Annotated in this window: 19 protein-coding genes; 17 read left to right on the top strand and 2 right to left on the bottom strand. The window is 61.3% G+C overall.

Annotated elements, in window-relative coordinates; all coding sequences use genetic code 11:
- Nucleotides 1-188 precede the first annotated feature (188 nt).
- The 7 genes from OKW29_RS26715 to OKW29_RS26685 all read left to right on the top strand — a co-directional run bounded on the left by OKW29_RS26715 (nt 189) and on the right by OKW29_RS26685 (nt 6499).
- The gene (locus OKW29_RS26715) at nt 189-1832 is read left to right on the top strand and encodes a fatty acid--CoA ligase (RefSeq protein ID WP_429293230.1); all 1644 of its coding nucleotides are present in this window, start codon (nt 189-191) and stop codon (nt 1830-1832) included.
- A 22-nt stretch (nt 1833-1854) separates the two neighbouring features.
- The gene (locus OKW29_RS26710; protein WP_429293229.1) at nt 1855-2319 is read left to right on the top strand and encodes a MaoC family dehydratase; all 465 of its coding nucleotides are present in this window, start codon (nt 1855-1857) and stop codon (nt 2317-2319) included.
- 47 nt (nt 2320-2366) lie between these two features.
- Nucleotides 2367-4073 carry an alpha/beta fold hydrolase gene (locus OKW29_RS26705; RefSeq protein WP_429293228.1) on the top strand — a complete coding sequence of 569 codons (1707 nt, stop codon included), beginning with the start codon at nt 2367-2369 and terminating at the stop codon, nt 4071-4073.
- Between the two features lie 65 nt (nt 4074-4138).
- Nucleotides 4139-4555, top strand: a complete 417-nt coding sequence (locus OKW29_RS26700) for a phasin family protein (RefSeq protein ID WP_429293227.1) — start codon at nt 4139-4141, stop codon at nt 4553-4555.
- A gap of 86 nt (nt 4556-4641) precedes the next feature.
- Nucleotides 4642-5475, top strand: coding sequence for a poly(3-hydroxyalkanoate) depolymerase (gene phaZ / locus OKW29_RS26695; RefSeq protein ID WP_429294942.1), 834 nt, complete (start codon nt 4642-4644; stop codon nt 5473-5475).
- Nucleotides 5372-5686, top strand: coding sequence for a DUF445 family protein (locus OKW29_RS26690; protein WP_429293226.1), 315 nt, complete (start codon nt 5372-5374; stop codon nt 5684-5686). The genes phaZ and OKW29_RS26690 overlap by 104 nt, the downstream gene beginning before the upstream one ends.
- A gap of 42 nt (nt 5687-5728) precedes the next feature.
- Entirely contained in the window at nt 5729-6499 is a 771-nt protein-coding gene (locus OKW29_RS26685) for an SDR family NAD(P)-dependent oxidoreductase (protein WP_429293225.1), read from the top strand.
- A 36-nt stretch (nt 6500-6535) separates the two neighbouring features.
- Here OKW29_RS26685 and OKW29_RS26680 read toward each other — a convergent pair whose 3' ends face one another.
- The gene (locus OKW29_RS26680) at nt 6536-9274 is read right to left on the bottom strand and encodes a LuxR C-terminal-related transcriptional regulator (protein WP_429293224.1); all 2739 of its coding nucleotides are present in this window, start codon (nt 9272-9274) and stop codon (nt 6536-6538) included.
- 243 nt (nt 9275-9517) lie between these two features.
- Between OKW29_RS26680 and OKW29_RS26675 the strand changes: the two genes are divergently transcribed.
- The 10 genes from OKW29_RS26675 to OKW29_RS26630 all read left to right on the top strand — a co-directional run bounded on the left by OKW29_RS26675 (nt 9518) and on the right by OKW29_RS26630 (nt 20170).
- Nucleotides 9518-10774, top strand: a complete 1257-nt coding sequence (locus OKW29_RS26675; protein WP_429293223.1) for an acyl-CoA dehydrogenase family protein — start codon at nt 9518-9520, stop codon at nt 10772-10774.
- Between the two features lie 50 nt (nt 10775-10824).
- The gene (locus OKW29_RS26670) at nt 10825-11940 is read left to right on the top strand and encodes a saccharopine dehydrogenase family protein (protein ID WP_429293222.1); all 1116 of its coding nucleotides are present in this window, start codon (nt 10825-10827) and stop codon (nt 11938-11940) included.
- A gap of 58 nt (nt 11941-11998) precedes the next feature.
- Nucleotides 11999-13240 (top strand): thiolase family protein, encoded by a 1242-nt coding sequence (locus OKW29_RS26665; RefSeq protein WP_429293221.1) that lies wholly within the window; start codon nt 11999-12001, stop codon nt 13238-13240.
- A gap of 60 nt (nt 13241-13300) precedes the next feature.
- A complete protein-coding gene (locus OKW29_RS26660; RefSeq protein WP_429293220.1) occupies nt 13301-14905 on the top strand; it encodes an AMP-binding protein in 1605 nt (534 codons plus the stop codon).
- 129 nt (nt 14906-15034) lie between these two features.
- Nucleotides 15035-15781, top strand: a complete 747-nt coding sequence (locus OKW29_RS26655; RefSeq protein ID WP_429293219.1) for an electron transfer flavoprotein subunit beta/FixA family protein — start codon at nt 15035-15037, stop codon at nt 15779-15781.
- Between the two features lie 15 nt (nt 15782-15796).
- Nucleotides 15797-16744 (top strand): electron transfer flavoprotein subunit alpha/FixB family protein, encoded by a 948-nt coding sequence (locus OKW29_RS26650; protein ID WP_429293218.1) that lies wholly within the window; start codon nt 15797-15799, stop codon nt 16742-16744.
- Nucleotides 16745-16757: 13 nt separating this feature from the next.
- Nucleotides 16758-16967 (top strand): acyl-CoA dehydrogenase N-terminal domain-containing protein, encoded by a 210-nt coding sequence (locus tag OKW29_RS26645; protein WP_429293217.1) that lies wholly within the window; start codon nt 16758-16760, stop codon nt 16965-16967.
- Nucleotides 16968-18237: 1270 nt separating this feature from the next.
- Nucleotides 18238-18702: a hypothetical protein gene (locus OKW29_RS26640; protein WP_429293216.1), complete on the top strand. Its 465-nt coding sequence runs from the start codon at nt 18238-18240 to the stop codon at nt 18700-18702.
- A gap of 9 nt (nt 18703-18711) precedes the next feature.
- Nucleotides 18712-19404, top strand: coding sequence for a protein mobD (locus OKW29_RS26635; RefSeq protein ID WP_429293215.1), 693 nt, complete (start codon nt 18712-18714; stop codon nt 19402-19404).
- Nucleotides 19397-20170: a hypothetical protein gene (locus OKW29_RS26630; RefSeq protein ID WP_429293214.1), complete on the top strand. Its 774-nt coding sequence runs from the start codon at nt 19397-19399 to the stop codon at nt 20168-20170. Before OKW29_RS26635 ends, OKW29_RS26630 begins: the two co-directional genes overlap by 8 nt.
- On the opposite strand, the gene OKW29_RS26625 is transcribed toward OKW29_RS26630, so the two are convergent.
- Nucleotides 20071-20316, bottom strand: a complete 246-nt coding sequence (locus OKW29_RS26625) for a hypothetical protein (RefSeq protein WP_429293213.1) — start codon at nt 20314-20316, stop codon at nt 20071-20073. The genes OKW29_RS26630 and OKW29_RS26625 overlap by 100 nt on opposite strands.
- Nucleotides 20317-20386: the final 70 nt, after the last annotated feature.

The following is a 20386-nucleotide window of genomic DNA, read 5'->3' as shown; positions in this document are numbered from 1 at the left end:
CAGAGGCAATTGGCCGTTGCGGAACGGCCGTGCTCCCTCCCGCATCACCCCCTCTCGCTCCCCCGTTCAGGGGATATTTCCAGATCGCGTTCGCGCCGATCATTTGCTTATTGGGACGACACAGTACGCCGAAGCAACGATGAAGTCGTGTCTGCCCGCCATCCAGTTCAAGACTTAAGGAGATTCAGATGCGGGACGATGTCCAGGCTGCCGCGCCCTCGGCTTACGCCTATCCATTGCTGATCAGGCAACTGCTGCACACGCCATTCGTTCAGGCGCCGGACCAGGAAATCGTGTATCGCGGACAGGTGCGGATGACCTATACGACGCTGCGCGAGCGCATCGCGCGCCTCGCCAATGGACTGAGCCAACTCGGCGCACGACACGGCAGCACCGTCGCAGTGATGGACTGGGACAGTCACCGTTATCTTGAATGCTATTTCGCGGTTCCCATGATGGGTGCCGTCCTGCAGACGGTCAATGTGCGCCTGTCGCAGGCTGAGATCGCTTACACGATCAATCACGCAGGCGCGGAGATACTGTTCGTTCACACCGATTTTCTGCCCGTCGTCGAGGCGATCAAAGACCAGCTTGAAACGGTGCGCACCTTCGTCTGGATCGACGAGGAGGGCAACGAGGTCTGTACGCACTCCATTCCGTTCTCCACCGAATACGAAGCAATGCTTGCCGCAAGTTCGGACCGCTACGAATTTCCTGACTTTGACGAGAATACGCGGGCAACGACGTTTTACACGACGGGGACGACGGGCCTGCCCAAGGGCGTTTATTTTTCGCATCGTCAACTGGTCCTGCACACCCTGACCGTCATGTCGGCATTGTCGAGCCCGGAATCCGGACAGCGCTTTCATCGCGGCGACGTCTATATGCCGCTCACGCCGATGTTCCACGTGCACGCGTGGGGCATGCCCTACATCGCCACCGTGCTGGGTGTAAAGCAGGTCTATCCGGGCCGCTATATGCCGGATCGGCTGGTGCAACTCGTACGCGATGAGGGTGTAACGTTCTCGCATTGCGTCAGCACGATTCTGCACATGCTGCTCAGCTGTGCCGAAGCGAAGTCCGCCGACTTCAGCAAGTGGAAGATCGTCATTGGAGGCGGGGCGCTGACGCACGGGCTCGCGCGTGCGGCACTCGATCGCGGCATCGACATCTTCGCGGGCTACGGCATGTCCGAAACGTGCCCCGTATTGAGTCTCGCGCAACTGCGGCCCGGCGCCGAGGCGCTGGACGCGGATGAGCAGTTGCGCCTGCGCTGCAAGACGGGAACGCCCGTACCGCTTGTCGATCTGCGCATTGTCAATGAAAGCATGGAGGAGGTCGTCCACGACGGCAAAGCGTATGGAGAAATCGTCGTGCGCGCGCCCTGGTTGACCCAGGGCTACCTGAACAATCCTGAGGCTTCCGCTCACCTTTGGAGCGGCGGTTACCTGCACACGCAGGACATTGCGAATATCGACCCGACGGGAACTCTTCAGATCACGGACCGAGCCAAGGACGTGATCAAGTCGGGAGGCGAGTGGATTTCGTCGCTCGAAATCGAAAGCCTGATTTCGTTGTACCCGGGCGTGGCCGAAGTCGCCGTCATCGGAATCAGCGATGAGAAATGGGGCGAGCGGCCGGTGGCGCTGGTAGTGCTCAACGACGGCGTCGTAATCACCGAAGACGATATCAAGCGTCATGTTCTGACGTTCAGCGCGTCGAGACGGATCTCGAAGTACGCGGTGCCGCAAATCGTCAAGTTCGTCGAGGCGTTGGAGAAGACAAGCGTCGGCAAGATGAACAAGAAGTGGCTGCGTGCGCAGTTCGCCTGATCGGATACAAGGAGCAAGTACGATGAGCATCAAGGAATACAGCATCGCAACGATCGAGGACTTCGTCGGACGCGAACTGGGTGTATCGAATTGGGTCGTCGTCGACCAGGCGCGCATCGATGCATTCGCGCAATGTACGGGCGACACGCAATGGATTCACGTGGATGTCGAACGCGCGAAACGCGAGAGTCCCTTCAGCGCAACGATTGCACATGGCTATCTGACGCTTTCAATGCTGGCGGCGCTGGCGATCGAGATCGGTTTCATTCCGGAGGACGCGTCCGCCGGTCTCAACTACGGGCTGGACAAGGTGCGCTTCATGACGCCTGTGAAAGCCGGAGCGCGTGTGCGAAACCGCGTGACGTTGCTGGCGGTGGAGAGAAAGGGCGGCGGCCGGATCATCGTCAAGACGATGAACGAGTTGCAGATCGACGGCGAGGACAAACCAGCACTGATTGCCGAGACACTGGCAATGCTGGTCGCGTAACCGGACGTGTTTAACAAGGCTGAAATAGTCGTTTGAGGAGTTGCAAAATGGCGGTAAGCACTGAAAACCTGTCGCAAAGCGAGCAAGCAGACGATCTCGCGGCATCTGCCACGGAAGGCATGTTGGGCCCCAACCCGTTCGTCGGACTGCGTCCGTGTGACGTTCTCGCCACCGCGCAACAGATCGGCGAGCAGGCGTTGCGGCAACCCGCTCTGGTCGTGGAGCAGGAAGCAAAGCTGGCCCGTGAGTTGATCGCCGTGCTGAGCGGCAATGGGCAATGCACGCCGCCGCAGGGTGACAAGCGCTTTGGCGATGCAGCATGGCAGGGCAATTCGCTGTACCGCATAACGCTCCAGGGCTATTTCGCGTGGCGTGAAGCGCTTTCCGGGTTTGTCGATCGCTCCGCACTCGACCCGAAGACTAAGGAACGTGCACAGTTCGTGATGTCGCTGTTCACCGACGCGATGTCGCCGACCAACACGCTGCTCGGCAATCCCGCGGCGATCAAGAAGATCGTCGATTCCGGCGGCGCGAGCCTGCTTGGCGGGTTCCGGAACGTCGTGACGGACATGCTGAAGAATCAGGGCATGCCGGCCCAGGTCGACAAGACGGCATTCGAGGTGGGCAAGAACCTTGGTACGTCGCGCGGCGCCGTGGTGTTTCGCAACGAAGTGCTGGAATTGATCCAGTACGCGCCGAAGACCACGCACGTCTACAGTCGCCCGCAACTGATCGTGCCGCCACAGATCAACAAGTTCTATGTGTTCGATCTTTCGGAAGGCAAGAGCATTGTCGACTATCTCGTGAAGAGCGAGTTCCAGGTCTTTGCGGTGAGCTGGCGCAATCCCACGGCCGCGCAATCTCACTGGGATCTCGATACCTACGTCACGGCACTGCTCGAAGCGATCGCGGCGGTACGCGATATCACGGGCAGCGACGATGTCAATCTGCACGGTGCGTGCTCCGGCGCGATGACCATCTCGGCATTGCTCGGACATCTGGCAAGTCGCGGCGAAAAAACCGTCAACGCTGCCACGCTGATGGTGTCCGTACTGGACAATACGGCGGACTCGCATCTCGGTCTTTTCGCGACGCCCGAGGCGATCGCGGCGGCCAAGCAAAACAGCACGTCCCGAGGCGTGCTCGCCGGTGAGGAGATGGGCCGCGTGTTCGCCTGGATGAGACCCAACGATCTGGTGTGGAACTACTGGGTCAACAACTACCTGATGGGCAAGACGCCGCCCGCGTTCGACATCCTGTACTGGAACAACGACACAACGCGCTTACCCGCCGGTCTGCACGGCCAGTTGCTCGACATTTTCATGGACAACCTGTTCACGAAGCCTCGCGCTCTGAGCGTCCTCGGCACGCCGATCGACCTGTCCGAGGTGACGTGCGACAAGTACGTGGTGGCCGGCATCACGGATCACATTACGCCCTGGAAAGGCGTCTACAACACGGCTCGGCTGTTTGGCGGCGATACGCAGTTCGTACTGAGTTCGAGCGGCCACATCCAGAGTCTGATCAACCCGCCGGGCAATCCGAAAGCGAAGTTTTACCTCAATCCTGAATTGCCCGCGAACGCCGACGCATGGCTCGCGAGTGCGCAGGCCGAGAAGGTCTCGTGGTGGGGCAACTGGCGAGACTGGCTGTCCGCGCGTTCCGGCGAACGGCGAGCCGCGCCAGCGGCGCTCGGCAACGAGCGGCATGCGTCGATGACGGCGGCGCCGGGAATCTACGTCATGCAAGCCTGACGTACAACACGCTGGCGGCGTTGTGGCCGTCATCGAATCAACATACTTTGTCTGGAGAACCGATTATGGAATCAATCAATCCCAACACCCTTTTTGCTGAATACATCAAACTCATCAAGCAGTTCAAGCTGCCCGGCGTCGACGCGTGCGCCATTCTGGAGTCGCGCCGTAAGGACATCGTGGCGCTGGCAGCCGCCAACACCACGGCGCTGACCGGCATGCAGTCGCTCGGTCAGAAACAGATGGAGATTTTGAGCGCGACGATGACGCGGCTCCAGTCGCTGGTCGCGCAGCAGAGCGGATCGGAGAGCAAGCCGGCCGCAGACAAAGCGGTGCAACAGGCGTTGCACAAGGCGCTTTCGGACATGCAGGAACTCGCCGAAACGGCTTATCGCGCCCAGGCCGACAGCTACGTGGTGATCTCGAAGCGCGTAGCGGAGAACGTCGAGGAGTTGAAGGCACTCCTGCAACCGGCGAGATAACGCAGCAAAGTAAAGCAGCACGGCGCGGCCTGGCGCCGATGCTATGACGAAGCGTGTTGCGAGGAGCTTGTGTCCGGATGAGAGAAATGAATAACAGTCCCGAGTCAGTCAAGAGCATGGAAATCCGGATGATCGATCTGGATGGCCAGATCGTGCGCGTCGGCGTCCGGAATGGCAGTGACGCCTCCCCGCCGCTACTCATATTCAACGGCATTGGCGCCAATCTGGAACTTGTCGAGCCATTCGTCGAAGCACTGGGCGATGTCAGCGTCATCATCTTCGACATTCCCGGCGTGGGCGGATCACCGGCGCCTTTCGCGCCCTATCGGTTTTCGACACTCTCCGTGCTGGCCGACAAACTGTTGCGGCGGCTGGGGCATGACGGACCTGTCGATGTGCTCGGTGTGTCGTGGGGCGGCGCGCTCGCGCAGCAGTTCGCGCGGCATTATCCCGTGCGCTGCCGCAGACTGATCCTCGCTGCGACTTCGCCGGGTGTTCTGATGATGCCGGCCAAACTCTCCGTTCTGTCGAAGCTGATCGGTCCCAGGCGTTATACCGATCCGGCCTATCTGCAACGGATCGGGCCGGAGATCTACGGTGGCGCTTACCGGCGCGATCCGGGGTTGCTCAAGGAGCACAGCCGCCATATTCAGCCGCCGCGCGGTCGCGGATACATTTATCAGTTGATGGCCGCCTGGGGCTGGACCAGTCTTCACTGGCTCCGTACGTTGCGTCAGACGACGCTCGTCATGCACGGCAACGACGATCCCATCGTGCCCTTGTCCAACGCCAGGATTCTTGCGTCGCGCATCCGCAATGCGACGCTCTATGTCATTGACGACGGTCATCTGTTTCTTATTACGCGAGCGAAAGAAGTCGCACCCGTCGTGCGCAGGTTTCTCCGTCAGGAGGGGACTTGAGTTTCCGGATTCGCGACGATCGAAGCGTGAGCCGCGCTTCACCCGATATACGGGAGAACCACAAGGAACTTCGTTTGACCCGTATGCGGTCAGCAGGAAAATCGAAGCGGAGATCGGCCGTGACCTGCAATATGTTCGTATCAACGGCACGCTTGTCGGTGGCATGGCGGGCGTGTTGCTTCACGCTGCCACGTTCGTCGTGGTGCGGTGAACGCGTGCGCTTCGCTCAATCATCGTTCGAGGAGAGACAATCATGGACATTTGCGGCAACACCTTTCTGGTCACAGGCGGCGGTTCGGGTTTGGGGCGCGCAACTGTCGAGATGTTCGCAGCAGCCGGCGCCAACGTAGTCATCGCTGACGTCAATCATGACGCCGGCCTGCAACTGGCCGCCGCGCTCGGTGACAAGGTGCACTTTTGCCCGACCGATGTGACGAGTGAAACAGATGTCGAGGCCGCAATTGCGAGTGCGCGCGAACTCGGGGGGAGCATGCAAGGTGTGGTTCAGTGTGCCGGAATCGTTATCCCGCACAAAGTGCTCAGCAAGGATGGCACGGTCCATCCACTGGCGCTCTTTACCAAAGGTATCGAGGTGAACCTGATTGGAACCTTCAACGTCGTCCGGCTGGCCGCAAAGACGATGGCTGATAATCTGCCTGATATCGAAGGCGAGCGTGGGGTCATCATCAACACGGCGTCGATCGCCGCATTCGATGGACAGATTGGTCAGGCGTGCTACGCGGCAAGCAAGGCGGGCGTGGCCGGCATGACTTTGCCGCTTGCCCGGGAATTGGCCCGCACAGGTATCCGCGTGGTGACGATCGCCCCCGGCGTCTTTGAGACCCCAATGGCGGCAGACGTTTCGCAGACCGTGCGCGACGCGCTGGCACAAAACGTCCTGTTCCCGCCGCGTCTCGGACGCGCCCCGGAGTTCGCGAGCCTGGTGGCGCATGTACTCGGCAACCTGATGCTGAATGGGGAAGTCATCCGCCTCGATGGGGCGGTGCGGATGCCGCCAAAATAACGGCCCTGTGTGTCAGTTCACCGCACAATGCCGGGTCTAGCTATGCCCGACCAGCCCCAGCGCTTGCGCGCGTGCGACGGCATGTGCGCGTTTGTCGACCGCCAGTTTGACGAAAATGCTCTTGACGTGGGATTTGACCGTTTCAGGGGCAATCCCGAGGTCGCGAGCTATCTCCTTGTTCGACCGGCCCTGCGCGATCAGGTCGACGATATTGCGCTCTCTCGCGCTCAGCGCTTCGCGTTCCGCATCCCGTTGACGCTTGCCGTTGGGTTGATGGAGCGCACGCCAGCCGTGGAGCAGACGATCCAGGTAATTCACCATCTCCCTCGTCTGCGCTGTGTTGCGTGTATCGTCGCGCACTGCCTGCAATAGCGGCCCGATTTCAGGCCCCTGGTCGAGGATCGACTGGTAGATGCCTGCGGGCGCACCCGCTTTCAGGACCTCGCCAAAGACTTCCATGGCCTCGCTGCGTTGGTTCGCTCGCATCCGGGCAAGTGCGAGCGCAGTTCTCAAACGTAATGCGAGGTAGTCGCCATGTCGGCATTCGGCGCTTCGCCGAGCGGCGTTCAACCATTCGACGGCTTCGCGCGTCCGGTTCTGGGTCATCGCAATGCAGGCCGCGGCGAGCGCGCGATAGTTGTCGATCTCTGCTGACACGGGAGGGGATGCTTGCGGGTCGCGAACTGCGAGTTCATCGAGTTGGGAAACGCACGCCGAGGCTTCTGCCATCCTTCCTTCACTGATATGCATCCGCGTGCGCTCGACGAGCGCCGCTGCAATCAGCCGATGCCAACCTCGCCTGTGACCGAGGACCTGCGCACGGTCGAGCAACGCATACGCCTCGGAGGTATTCGAACGCGCGATGGCAATGCGGATGAGCAGGCGATACGCGATCAGCGCGCTATCCAGCAAGGCGGCCAGATCGACGACCGGCATCAGGTCGAGGACGAGCGCTTCGGCCTCATCCAGGCGGCCTTGCTCATACCGGATCTGTGCGATCATCGGCGCGCACAATGCGGCGGAGATGGACTGTGGGCCGGAGTAGCGCTCGGCCAGACGCATCGATTCCATGAAATACTGTTCGGCAAGCACGAAGTGCATCTGTTGCATTTCCGCATGGCCAAGCAGGCATAGCCGGTACACCGAGGAGAACACATTGCGCTGATCCTCCTCGATCGAATAGGGGATCCAGGGGGTCGCATAAAGCGCTTCGAGGTCACCCGCTTTCCAGTGCCCGAACCGCACGACATTGGAAACGACGTTGGTGGTCCAGACATCGGTGGACGGCCGGTCGAGACATGGCTGTGCAATCGCGAGCGCGCGTTGCGGATCGTCCTGCAACGCAGCCAGCACCGAATGGATCGCCTGACATTCCCAGTGGATGCGCTCAGTCTCGGTACCCGTGCCGGCGGCAGCGTCTCGCTCCAGTGCATCGAGCATCGCAAGCGCATCGTCGAAGCGCATTGCCAGCGCCATTCCCCAGGCGATCGCCAGCCTGACCTGCACCTGTCCCCGTATCAGGTGCGCCGGGAACTGGCGTTGCCAACCCAGCAGCGTGAGCAGATCGCCTTTCGTGACAAGCGCCATCGCGCAGCGACCCATCAGCGAAACGGCGTCGTCAGTCGCGCCTGCTGCGATTGCGTGCCGGACAGCGTCCGTCCATTGCTCCTGTTGCGCGTACCACTGACACGCGCGGCGGTGCACGTCCGCCACCTCGTCGCCGTACTGCGTTTCCAGCCGCTGGCGCAAGTAGTCTTGCATCAGATGGTGATAGCGGAACCAGTACCCTTCCACATCCATCGGTTCCAGCAGAAGCTGGCGCGCGGCGATCGCTTCCAGCATGGACTGGCTGCTCCCGGCGCCCGTCACCGCCTCGCACAGCGACGCGCTCAGCCGGTCGAGTATCGCCGTGCGCAGCATGAACTCGACCATCTCCGCGGGCAGACGTTTCAGCATGTCTTCGAGGTAGGCCGCGAACGGCCGGGACGCGCCGGATGGCGTGCCTGATTCCGAACCCGGTTTGTATTCTTCCCGTACCAGCACGGAAGCCGAAATGCGTAGTGCCGCGGCCCAACCCTCAGTGTTCGCGAACAGCGACTTGATGGTGGAAGCGCTCAGCTTGCCCGGACACTCGCGCTCGATAAAGCATTGCGTTTCGTGGAAGTTGAAGCGCAGCGTCGAGGCGTCGATTTCCAGCAGTTCATTCCTTGCCCGCAAGCGCGCCAGCGGAAGCGTGGAATCGGCGCGGGTGCAGACCACCAGATGCACGTGCGATGGCACGTGCTCGATGAAGAACGCGACGACATCGTGAATGACGGGAAGGCTGATCAGGTGATAGTCGTCGAGGAAGAGATAGACCTCGTCATCGACTTCGACCAGTTCGTTGATCAGCGTCGCCACGATCGACTGCGCGGGAACGAGGGAGGCTTCGGCTGTCAGGCCGATCGCCGATGCACCGACGTTGCCGCAAGCGTGCCGCAATGCCTGTGCGAGATGGTGGAGAAAGCGGGCGGGTTCGTCGTCGTCCGTATCGAGCGAGAGCCACGCAACGTGCGCGCCGCACGTACGCAGGCGGTTGAGCCACGCGAGCGCCAGCGAAGTCTTGCCGAAACCCGCGGGCGCCTTGATGACCGTGAGCCGCTTGTCTTCGGCGAGCGCCGCCAGCTCGATCAGCCGCGGGCGGTCGATCAACCCCGTCGGCAAGCGTGGTGGAAGAAGCTTCGTGGCAAGAAGCAGAGAAGGCCTGCCTGGCGCTATCACGTCGGTCATTTGCATCGGCGGCTCCGGGCACTCGGGTCAACCCTGGCTGCCATCCCCCGTCCATGCGATCGCGCTCCCCTGTACGGGGGATATTGCGCAGCGCCACGCTCAGTCACTATGGATTCCATAGAGGAGATCGAAGTGCAGCCGGACAACAGTCCAGTGCGCCGACTCACCGCTCGCGGCAGCTAATCGGGCGTGCGCCGGTGCGGTGCACTGTTCACCCGATGATACGCCAACCACCTCGACGGAGGAGACATGTCTACCGCATCGAATCACGTTGCAGCGCACAAACTCGGACCGCTTGGCGCGGAGCCGGAGTTCTCTGAAATGAGCCAGATGGTCCAGCGGACGGTGCATCGTTATGCACAGGAAGTGATGCGTCCGGTGGGTATCAAGCTGGACCGCATGACGCCCGAAGAAGTGATTGCGCCGGGCTCGCCGTACTGGGAGGCTCGCGAGAAATTCATCGGACTCGGATTCGGCGTCGACGGGCTGCTGGAGCTCGAACCCGCCGAGCGGGCGAAGACGATGTGCATCCTCTTCGAAGAACTGGGCTGGGGCGATGCCGGACTCGCCATCACATACGGCGCAGGGCTGCTGCCCGCGTTGATGAGCGCATCGTTTGGCAACACATTCTGCCGGGAGCTTTCACCGGACGAAAAGCTCGGCTGCTGGGCGATTACGGAGCCCGATCACGGCTCCGACATGCTGGACGCGAACGGCATGATCTTTCACCCGCAAGGCTCGTACGGCCGGCCCAACTGCGTGGCGACGTTGCGCGGCGATGAAGTGATCATCAACGGGCAAAAGTCGGCGTGGGTGTCCAATGGCATCGTCGCGGACGTATGCATTCTCTACTGCGCCGCGGACAGTGGTTCCGGCGTCGATACGAAGCGCGGAGCGGTGATCATCGTTCCGCTGGATGCCAAAGGCGTGTCGCGTGGCAAGCCGCTCGACAAGGTGGGCCAGCGCGCGCTCAACCAGGGTGAACTCTTCTTCGAAGACGTCAGACTGTCGAAGGACCACATCCTTGCCGGACCCGACCAGTACCTCGAGGCCGTCTACGCCATTCACACGTTTGCCAACGCGATCATGGCCACTGTGTTCACGGGCACGGCACGCGCTGCGTTCGAACTGGCGCTCGCCTATGCACATGAACGCAAGCAGGGCGGCTTGCCGATCATCCGGCACCAGTCGGTTGCATCGCGGCTCTTTCACATGTTCCGCAAAGTGGAGGCGGCTCGTGCGCTCTCGCAGCGCGTCGTGCACTACAACTTCACGGCGCCGCAGCCGTCGCTGCATGCGGCGATGACCGCGAAGGTCACGGCAACCCAGACCGCCTTCGAAGTCGCCAACGATGCGCTGCAGATTTTCTGCGGCAACGGCCTCACCCGGGAGTACCCGATCGAGAAGATCTGGCGCGATGCACGCGCGTCGCTGATCGAAGACGGCTGCAACGAAGTCCTTGCGATCAAGGGCGGCTACTACCTGATCGACCCGGAATTGCTTTGAACGAGAAGGGATGCTCACACATTCCAGTGAAACTGGAAGGAGACGATGAAATGGCAACGGTATACGAAGTGGTGCTCTATGGCGCAAGTGGATACACGGGCAAATTGACCGCGTGGAAGCTGGCCGAGCGCGGAATCCCATTTATCGCCGCGGGGCGCAGCAAGGAGCGGCTGGAAGAGGAAATGGCGAAGGTGCCCGAACTGGCCGGACATGACTACCAGTGCGTAGGTGTCCAGCATGACACGGCTGCGCTCACCGAACTCTTCAGCGGCAAAAAGGCAGTGATCAACATCGTCGGGCCGTTCATGCAGTTGGGACAACCTGTGGTCGAGGCGAGTCTCGCTGCGGGGTGTCATTACTTCGATACGACAGGCGAAACCGACTGGATGTCGCTGCTCAAGCACTTATACGGCGAGGTTTTTGCGGTGAAAGATCTGGCGCTGTGTCCGGGCAACTCGTACATGTGGACCGAAGGCAATCTGGCGGCCGAGATCGCGCTTGAAACGCCGGGCATCGATACGCTCGACCTGGTCTATCTCGCCGATTCCGAAGTAAGTGTCGCGTCGACGATGTCGTTTCTGCGGATGTGCACGAAGCAGCAGTTTTTCCTGTCCAACAACGAACTGGTGCGATGGCCATGGGCGACGCCGTATCAGGTTGATGTGCCGGGAGAGCACGTGCTGCTGAACGCATTGCCCTGGGGCGGCGGCGGAGAGCCGATCTGGTACGAAGACGATCCGCGCGTGCGCAATTGCCACACGCTCGTCTCGTTCAGGAACCAGGAGCGCTTTAACGCCGTGGTCGGCCTGTTGAAGAAGTTCGAGGCAGAGTGCCGCCCGCTCGCTGCGGCCAGGCAGGAAGAGATCACCAACGAGTGGGGCAAGGCTGTGACCCAGCTCGAACCCGGGCGCGAGAGCCCCGACATCCACCGCTGCACGCTTTCGTGTCAGGGGCGGGGCAATACGAACTCGGTCAGCGTGATTCTGCGCGGCAATTCGCCCTATGCGCAGACGGGTGTACTGGGTGCGGAAGCCGTGCGCCGTGTCCTGCGAGGGCAACTGCATGCAACCGGCTTTGTGTCACCGGCGCGCGCGTTCGGCGCACGCAACCTCGTCGCCGCATTGGCGGAAGAAGGCTATCTGGCACACGAGGTGAAAAGCGTGTGACAACGGCGGCGGGCGCCGTGCGCTCGCCGCACCCGGAACTCAGTGGTGGAGAGATGAGATGAGCAGCGAAGTGTACATCGCGGGCGTTGGGATGACGTCCTTCGGCAAGCACCTGGACACGAGTGTGAAGCAGCTCACGCGCGCGGCCGTGGAAGATGCGCTCGCCGACGCAGGTTGTGACAGCAGGCAAGTGCAAGGGGCGTTTTTCGGCAATTCCACGCAGGGGCATATGGAGGGTCAGCATATGATCCGCGGCCAGCTCGCGTTGCGTGCAATGGGCATCGACAGGATTCCTGTGATCAACGTCGAGAATGCGTGCGCAAGCGCGAGCACCGCGTTTCACCTCGCGGTCAACTACGTCAAGGCCGGCGCCGCCGATATCGTGCTGGCGGTGGGCGCGGAGAAGATGTTCTCGCCGGACAAGGCGCGCACGTTCAGCGCATTCGATGGTGCGTGGGACGTGCACGACACGGAAAACGGCAAGCGCAGGCTGCTGGAAATGGGCCACGGCATCGAGCCGCCCGAGGGCAGCGTATCGACGAAGCCCTACAGCGTATTCATGGACATCTACGCGTCGATGGGGCGCATGCATATGCGCGAGTTCGGGACCACCCAGCGGCAGTTCGCCGCCGTGTCCGCCAAGAACCACGGGCACTCGGTCCACAACCCGCTCGCGCAGTATCAGCAGGCCTACTCGATCGAAGAGATCCTCAGCGCTGCGCCGATCACGTATCCGCTCACGCTGCCGATGTGCTCGCCCATTAGCGACGGCGCGGCGGCGGCGATCGTATGCAGCGAGGCCGGGCTCGAATTGCTCAGGGGACGGCGCTCGCGGGCCATTCGGGTTCTCGCATCCGTGCTGCAGACGGGAACCGATCGGCCGGCCGCGGCGCTCGACGAGCATCTGGTCCGGCTGGGTTCATCGAGCGCCTACGAGCAGGCTGGTATCGCGCCGCAGGACGTGTCGGTTGCCGAGGTACACGATGCGACGGCGATTGGCGAAATCATCCAGTCCGAGGTGCTCGGGTTGTGCGAGCGGGGAACAGGTGGCGTTTGCGCCGAACGGGGCGAAACCACAATCGGAGGACGGATTCCGATCAATCCGTCCGGCGGCCTCGAATCGAAAGGACATCCGATCGGCGCCACAGGGTTGGGCCAGATTCATGAGCTCGTCACGCAATTGCGCGGCGAGGCGGGAGCCCGCCAGGTGGAGGACGCGCGCATCGCGATCGCCGAAAACGGCGGCGGTCTGTGCGGTGTGGAGGAGGCCGTGGCCAGCATCACGATTCTGGGTCGATGAGGCCGACGCGCCGCGTAAAGCCGAACAGCATCAGCAAGGAATTAAAGGAGATTGTGTGCCATGAGCACGAGACCCGAAACCACGTTGGCCGCGTTGATCGCCAACCGCGTCGAGACCATGCCGGATCTCGACGTGCTCACTGTCGAAGGAGCCGGCGTGCGGCCGGATGAGGTGCGCACCTACCGGCAGCTCTGGAAGAACGGCCAGCGGCTCGCGCAGGTACTGATCGATCAGGGCTTGCGTCCCGGCGAGCATTTTGCGTTGCTGATGGCCAATCACGCGGAGTTCGTCGAAGCGATGGTCGCCGCATCGATTTCCGGCACCGTATTCGTGCCGATCGATCCACGCGCGAAGGGCGACAAGCTCGCGTTCATGCTTGAGCACGCGCAATGCCGGGGTGTGATCGCGGCTGACTACACGCTCGATAACCTCATGGCCGTGCGGGGTTCGCTTGCTCATCTATCCTGGATCATTACGCTCGAAACGGATGAGGGCGGCAAGCCGCAGTCGGATTTCCCCGGTCTCGCGTCCTTGCACGCGTTGCTGCCGGCGCACGTTCCTGATTTACCCGTCATGGCTCGCGACCCGGCAGGCGCGATGCAACTGATCTTCACGTCCGGCACGACGGGCGAGCCGAAGGGCATCGTCATGACGCATCAACGTTACTGCGCAACGTCGACAGCGGTTTCGGCGCTGTTTGGTTACGTCTCCGATGACCGGCCGTACTCCGGACTCTCGCTGACGCACGCCAACGCCCAGATCGTGACGCTGGGTGCATCGCTTACGGCAGGCATGCGCGCCGTGCTGTCGCGCCGCTTCACGAAATCGCGCTTGTGGGACATCGCCCGCAAATATGGCTGCACCACGTTCACGCTGCTTGGCGGCATGACGACGGCAATCTACAGCGAACCCGTGAAGCCGGACGACGCTGATAACCCCGTGCGTTTCGTGATTTCCGCAGGGATGCCGGCGGCGATCTGGAATGCGTTCGAGACGCGCTTCGGCGCTCGGATCGTCGAGTTCTACGGCGCGGCGGAAGGCGGAATTACCGTGAATCCGCTCGGCGCCGGCCCCGTCGGCAGCATCGGCAAGCCGGTGCCTATCCTCAGGCATCGAATCGTCGACGACGACGGCAACGACTGCGCGCGGGGCGTGCCGGGAGAACTGCTGTTCAGGCCGGCGGACGGTTCGCCGTTCAACGTCGAATACTTCGGCAGTCCGGAGGCGTCGGCGAAGAAGTGCAAGGATGGCTGGCTGCACATGGGCGACGTCGTGCGCGAGGACGAAAACGGCTGGCTCTTCTTCGAATATCGCAAGGGCGGGGGGATTCGCCACAACGGCGAGTTCATCAATCCGGCACCGATCGAGAAGGTGATCGCCGAGTCGGGGGCGGTCGAGGACGTCTACGTCTATGGCGTGAAGGCGGCGTCCGGTGCGCCGGGTGAAAAAGACGTGGTGGCGGCCGTCGTGCCCAAACGCGCCAACGACTTCGACCCGCAACAGGTGTTCCGCGCCTGCCGCGCGAAGCTGGAAGCGAGTTCGGTCATTTCCTGGGTGCAGGTGGTCCCGGAAATACCGAAGACCGCGTCGGAAAAGCCACTTGAACGATATCTCGTTGACATGTTCGAGGGACAGCCCGGCTGCGTGTTTGCCGAGCGGGCGTGACGCTTTCCGCAAGGAAATCCACAAGCCCAGAGACGCAGCGGATAACCCGCATATGAACAATGCGACTTCCGTTCGGCCGGCGTATGTAGTCGGCCCGAATGGAGCCCTTCTGTACCAACGGAGTAGTCAATGAAAGTACTTGTACCTATCAAGCGCGTCGTCGACGCGAACGTGAGGGTTCGCGTCAAGGCTGACGGCACCGCCGTCGATATCGCGAACGTGAAGATGTCGATGAACCCGTTCGACGAAATCAGCGTGGAAGAGGCTGTGCGCCTGAGGGAAGCGGGCGTCGTGACCGAGGTGATCGCGGTGTCCTGCGGCGTGCCCGCATGCCAGGAAACGCTGCGCACGGCGATGGCGATCGGCGCGGACCGCGGCGTTCTGGTCGAGACGGATGCCGAAGTGCAGCCGCTCGCGGTTGCCAGGCTGCTCAAGGCGCTGGTCGACAGCGAGCAGCCACAACTGGTGCTGCTCGGCAAGCAGGCCATCGACGACGACGCCAATCAGGTTGGCCAGATGCTGGCGGCGCTGCTTGGCTGGCCGCAGGCGACGTTCGCATCGAAGGTGACGGTTGAGGCGGGAAAGGCCACCGTTACGCGTGAGATCGACGGCGGTCTGGAAACGATCGAGGTCGATCTGCCCGCCATCGTTACCACCGATTTGCGGTTGAACACGCCGCGCTACGCGACGCTGCCCAACATCATGAAGGCGAAGAAGAAGCCTCTCGATGTCGTGACGCCGGATTCGATCGGTGTCGACGTAACGCCGAGGCTGACCACGCTGAAGCTGGCGGAACCTGCGAAACGCGAAGCGGGCGTTCGCGTAGCCGACGCCGCGGAATTGGTGAGCAAGCTGAAAAACGCACAAGTTATCTGATCGAAGGTGAGGAAAATGCCCGTACTCGTTATTGCAGAACACGACAATCAGACGCTGAGGATGGTCACGCTGAACGCCGTTACAGCCGCCGCGCGGCTTGGCGACGACATTCATGTTCTCGTGGCCGGATCGCAATGCGCAAAGGTGTCCGAACAGGCGGCCCGTATTGCCGGCGTGACTCGCGTGCTTGCTGTTGACGCCACGCACTATGGCCATGCACTGGCCGAAAACCTCGCTGCACTCATCGTGAAAGTCGCGGGGCAATACCGTCACATCATTGCGCCGGCCACCACGACCGCGAAGAATGTGATGCCCCGCGTGGCCGCGCTGCTCGATGTCGCGCAGATCTCTGACATCGTTGCCGTCGAGTCCGCCGATACGTTCGTGCGACCCATCTACGCAGGCAATGTGCTCGCGACGGTGCGTAGCGCGGACGCCATCAAGGTCGTCACCGTGCGTACGACAGCCTTTGCGGCGGGACCGGCAGAAGGCGGAACGGCCGCGATCGAAGCGCTGGAGCCCGCTCCTGAAGTGCCAGGGTCGCGCTTTGTGAGCCAGCAACTGACGCGCTCGGAGCGCCCGGAGCTGACGTCCGCGAAACGGGTGATCTCGGGCGGCCGAGGCATGGGTTCCGGCGAGAACTTCGCACTGCTGGACGATATTGCCAACAAGCTTGATGCAGCCGTCGGCGCGTCGCGAGCGGCAGTGGACGCCGGATTCGCACCAAATGACTATCAGGTCGGCCAGACAGGCAAGGTGATCGCCCCGCAACTGTATATCGCGGTGGGCATTTCCGGCGCCATCCAGCATCTGGCCGGGATGAAGGACTCGAAGGTGATCGTCGCCATTAACAAGGACGAAGAGGCGCCGATCTTTCAGGTCGCCGACTACTGGATCGTCGGGGACCTCTTCAAGGTGTTGCCGGAATTGTCCGGTGAACTGGACAAACTGCAACAGAACTGAATTGAGACTAACGATGAGCACCTATATTGCACCGCTGCGCGACATGCGCTTCGTGATGATGGAATTGGCGGACCTCGGCGCGCTGTCTTCATTGCCGGACCTCGAAGAGGTCACGCCGGAACTGGCCGACGCAGTACTCGAGGAGGCAGCGAAACCCGCAGCTGAAGTGCTTGCGCCGCTCAACAAGACATCGTCGCGATGGCCAACAAGCTTGCCCGAATAATCTGGGCCGTGCTGGCGCATCAGCAGCCTTACCGGAAGGATTACGTCGGCACGAGGCCAGCCTGATTTCATCGGTCTGAGGGAAGGTTTTCTGTTTCAAGGGATGGAACGTCAAAAGTTGCGGCGGCATTCGAGCGTAATGACAATTGGGCGGGACCCGGGATTCACCAAACCTGTCTTTATGCCTGAGCTTTACAAGCTCGCGATTTGAATGAGGGATGAGTCAGCGGATTTCATAGGGGGCCGGCAGCGAAGCGGAAGCTGCAAAGAGGCCGGATGTAGAGCTGCAGCCCATCCTATTCGTCAAAACCTCGAATATCTGGCGCAAACGGGGGCGTTCATGTAGACATAAAAGAAATGAGCAACATTTGATTTGTAGCGGCAACATGAGATTGTCGTGTTCCTTGTAGGCCCAGTGTTGGACATCCAGTTCAGTGCGTCGGCGACGAATACGACGCGCACGACCACTACGACGATGCGGAGGCAGCGCGGACGACCCTCTGGAATTCAAGCGTTGGCCCCTTGGGCGCCCAAAACCGGCGCAATCCTATCCTGCCATACCTCGTTTCAATGTCCGTTTTTATCTCCCGGCTAAGCGCTTTCAGCGAGGTTGGCCGGGAATTTCCGTAAGGTGGCCAGATGCGTCCACGGGATGCACCCCATGAATCCGCTGTTCTTCCTTTGCTCGACCGCACACCGTATCTCATGGTGCGGGATGTCGATTGAACGAGTCTGCATACTGGGCAGGCGGATTTCTGCGTAGTGATCCGGTCCACTGCCGCTACCTGAATGTCAGATGTCTGCGAGGGCCGCGGCTGGAGTCGGTAATCGCACGCGCTGAATCGGCAACGTCGATTCAGCTTCGGGCGGCTGTTGATCTCCTAAAATCTCGCCGGTCTTTCCCAAAGATATGCAGGCAGGGCTATCGGGAGTTCGTAGAGTAAGGGATATAGTCTGCGAGACTATCGTGTCTCTATCGGCTCGCAGTTCCATTGTGTGAATCCTGATGTCCAGAACGATTCAGCCCGTTGCCTGTGATCGTTCTGCGCCTGCGCCGTCGTGAAGTTTGCCCGGAATCCCTTCGCTACGTCTTTCCGGACATCGGCCCGGTCCGTTGCTTGTGCCAGACGTGTCCAAAATATTTCTTTTATTCCAACGCGATCCGTCTGATTCCATGACGTTCCGATAGCGAAAATCCGGCCAAAAACAGGTGTTGACGAGGTCTTCCCGAGTGAACAAGATGGGATAAAGAGAGCACGACGGAGCGAGCCATGCCAGTTGCGAAAAGCTATACCCGGGCGCAATGGGATGAGCTCGTCCGCACTCTGGAATCACTGCCGGTCAAGCCAGAGGCCGAGCAGCGCGTCTCCATTACCGATGCGATGAAAGAGATGCGTCTGGTAATCGGTGCGGTGAGGAAGAAGGGATATACGCTGGAAGAAATCGTTGAACATGCACGGAAGAAGGGCGTTGATTTTAGCGTTGGCTCTGTCAAGTACGCGTTATACCCATCGAAGAAAGACAAACCAGCCCGACAGTCTGCAAAGGAATCGGCACGAGACAATGGCGCGCCATCGCCTCGTACGAAGAAGGTAAGCAAGGACGATGTACCGCGCGCGGAGGCTGTCAGAGAAAATCAAAAGCAGGATGCGGGAGAGATTGTCAGTAGGCCGGGAAGCATGGTGATGCGTGACGCGTTCTCATTCGAGATCAGGCCTGACACCGGGAACCTTTAGAGGATTCAAATGGACATGACGACTTACCCCATCTATCTCGTTGGTGGCAGCAAGGGCGGCGTAGGCAAGAGTTTTGTTGGGCTCGCGCTGGCCGATTATCTGCTACGGCGGGATATTCATGCGGCGCTCGTGGAAACAGATACCTCCAACCCAGACGTGATGAAAGCAGTCCAGGATGATATGCGCTGCATTGCCTATAACCTGGACGATGCAGACGGCTGGATCGGCCTTGTCAATTTCTGCGACGAGCAACGAGACGCAGCGATCGTTGTCAACACGGCGGCGCGGAGCCAGACGGGTGTTGAGCAATTCGGGGCGACACTGGCCGGCGCGCTTGGCGAGCTTCGGCGCCGGCTTGTTGTCCTGTGGGTGATCAACCGGCAACGCGACAGCCTTGAATTGCTGAGCGCTTTCAACGAGACGTTCCCGGACGCGGTGATGAACGTCGTACGCAATGGCTACTTCGGTCCGGCGGACAAGTTCACGCTGTATCAGGGGTCGCAGCTTCGCCGTTCCATCGAATCGCGCGGTCACTCCCTGGATTTTCCTGATCTTGCGGATCGGGTCGCGGACGAGCTTCGCAGTCAGCGCATGTCGATTCGCAAGGCAGCGGAGACGATGCATATCGGTGAACGGGTCGAGCTATTGCGTTGGCGTTCGTTGTGCGATGCCATGTTCGCCAAGGTAACGGTCGATGGATAGCAGGCAGGGCAGGCCGGTGGACGAGCTCGCCTGTCTGTTTCTCGACGTCACGGGCGAGTTGCCCGACGATGCCAGTGTGCTGCGAATGCGTCGGGTATCGAGTGCGCTCAACCTCCGCGACAACGATGCGCTGTGGTCTGTGCTGGTCATGCTCGAGCACTACGGGCGACTCTACGAGGCCATGCCGGAGCGCATCCGGCAGGCAGGCGCGGGCAGTCTGGATGTCGTGCGGACGGAGGCGCGCGCAGCGACGGATGCGTTGATGACGCAGCATCGTGACGCGCTCGCGCGCTGCAAGGCCACGATTGAACTGGCCGGGCAGATGATCGATGAACATGAGGCGCGCTACCGGGCCGCGCTTGCGGCGCTGAACGATGAGGCGCTGGCTACACTCACGCAGCGGGCGGCGAATCACATTGCCCGCGTTGCCGGTAACCGGCTCGTGGGGGCGACGGCTGTCGCCGTACGTGACCAACAGAAACGGATCGATACGACGCTCACGTCATTCGAGCGCGTCGCCCTGCGGCGGCTCGTGCGGGCGTGCTATGGGCTGGTCGTCGGCGGACTGATTGTGATGCTGCTGGCCGCGGGCGCAGGCGGGCTGGCCGGATGGTGGGCTGGCGTCCATTGGGTGCGGGCAGACGGCTCGCCGTCTGCCCGCACGGGTTATACCTCGTCGGTGTCACCCTCCATGAATTCAGCGGCGTGGCGGAGCACGTCTGCAGCCGCGTCGTTTTGGTCGAAGCCGATCATCGGTGCCCGGTAGCCTTCATCTTCGGCGCGGGCAAGGGCCATGTCGTAGTGCTTGCCTTCGTTGTATTGCAGACCGGTGGCTTCAACGAAAGTCAGGGAGAGGTCGGGCGAGCCTTCGGCATTGATGGTGAGCACGGCCATGCGGATGCGGTTGGTCATGATGTGTTCCACCGGTTCAAGTCTGGCAGGCGGCGCATTCGGGCTTGCCGCCTGCCTCGTCCCGTTGCCG

The organism is Paraburkholderia sp. CI3, from assembly GCF_050436505.1.
Classification (GTDB): domain Bacteria; phylum Pseudomonadota; class Gammaproteobacteria; order Burkholderiales; family Burkholderiaceae; genus Paraburkholderia; species Paraburkholderia tuberum.
This window is presented reverse-complemented; position numbering and strand designations above follow the sequence as displayed.

Bases quoted from the DNA above. Each gene is read 5' to 3' on its own strand.
- OKW29_RS26635 (WP_429293215.1), top strand. From the start codon at position 18,712: ATGGACATGACGACTTACCCCATCTATCTCGTTGGTGGCAGCAAGGGC.
- OKW29_RS26650 (WP_429293218.1), top strand. From the start codon at position 15,797: ATGCCCGTACTCGTTATTGCAGAACACGACAATCAGACGCTGAGGATG.
- OKW29_RS26705 (WP_429293228.1), top strand. From the start codon at position 2,367: ATGGCGGTAAGCACTGAAAACCTGTCGCAAAGCGAGCAAGCAGACGAT.
- OKW29_RS26700 (WP_429293227.1), top strand. From the start codon at position 4,139: ATGGAATCAATCAATCCCAACACCCTTTTTGCTGAATACATCAAACTC.
- OKW29_RS26625 (WP_429293213.1), bottom strand. From the start codon at position 20,316: ATGACCAACCGCATCCGCATGGCCGTGCTCACCATCAATGCCGAAGGC.
- OKW29_RS26655 (WP_429293219.1), top strand. From the start codon at position 15,035: ATGAAAGTACTTGTACCTATCAAGCGCGTCGTCGACGCGAACGTGAGG.
- OKW29_RS26645 (WP_429293217.1), top strand. From the start codon at position 16,758: ATGAGCACCTATATTGCACCGCTGCGCGACATGCGCTTCGTGATGATG.
- phaZ (WP_429294942.1), top strand. From the start codon at position 4,642: ATGAATAACAGTCCCGAGTCAGTCAAGAGCATGGAAATCCGGATGATC.
- OKW29_RS26670 (WP_429293222.1), top strand. From the start codon at position 10,825: ATGGCAACGGTATACGAAGTGGTGCTCTATGGCGCAAGTGGATACACG.
- OKW29_RS26675 (WP_429293223.1), top strand. From the start codon at position 9,518: ATGTCTACCGCATCGAATCACGTTGCAGCGCACAAACTCGGACCGCTT.
- OKW29_RS26685 (WP_429293225.1), top strand. From the start codon at position 5,729: ATGGACATTTGCGGCAACACCTTTCTGGTCACAGGCGGCGGTTCGGGT.
- OKW29_RS26630 (WP_429293214.1), top strand. From the start codon at position 19,397: ATGGATAGCAGGCAGGGCAGGCCGGTGGACGAGCTCGCCTGTCTGTTT.
- OKW29_RS26680 (WP_429293224.1), bottom strand. From the start codon at position 9,274: ATGCAAATGACCGACGTGATAGCGCCAGGCAGGCCTTCTCTGCTTCTT.
- OKW29_RS26715 (WP_429293230.1), top strand. From the start codon at position 189: ATGCGGGACGATGTCCAGGCTGCCGCGCCCTCGGCTTACGCCTATCCA.
- OKW29_RS26710 (WP_429293229.1), top strand. From the start codon at position 1,855: ATGAGCATCAAGGAATACAGCATCGCAACGATCGAGGACTTCGTCGGA.
- OKW29_RS26690 (WP_429293226.1), top strand. From the start codon at position 5,372: ATGCGACGCTCTATGTCATTGACGACGGTCATCTGTTTCTTATTACGC.
- OKW29_RS26640 (WP_429293216.1), top strand. From the start codon at position 18,238: ATGCCAGTTGCGAAAAGCTATACCCGGGCGCAATGGGATGAGCTCGTC.
- OKW29_RS26665 (WP_429293221.1), top strand. From the start codon at position 11,999: ATGAGCAGCGAAGTGTACATCGCGGGCGTTGGGATGACGTCCTTCGGC.
- OKW29_RS26660 (WP_429293220.1), top strand. From the start codon at position 13,301: ATGAGCACGAGACCCGAAACCACGTTGGCCGCGTTGATCGCCAACCGC.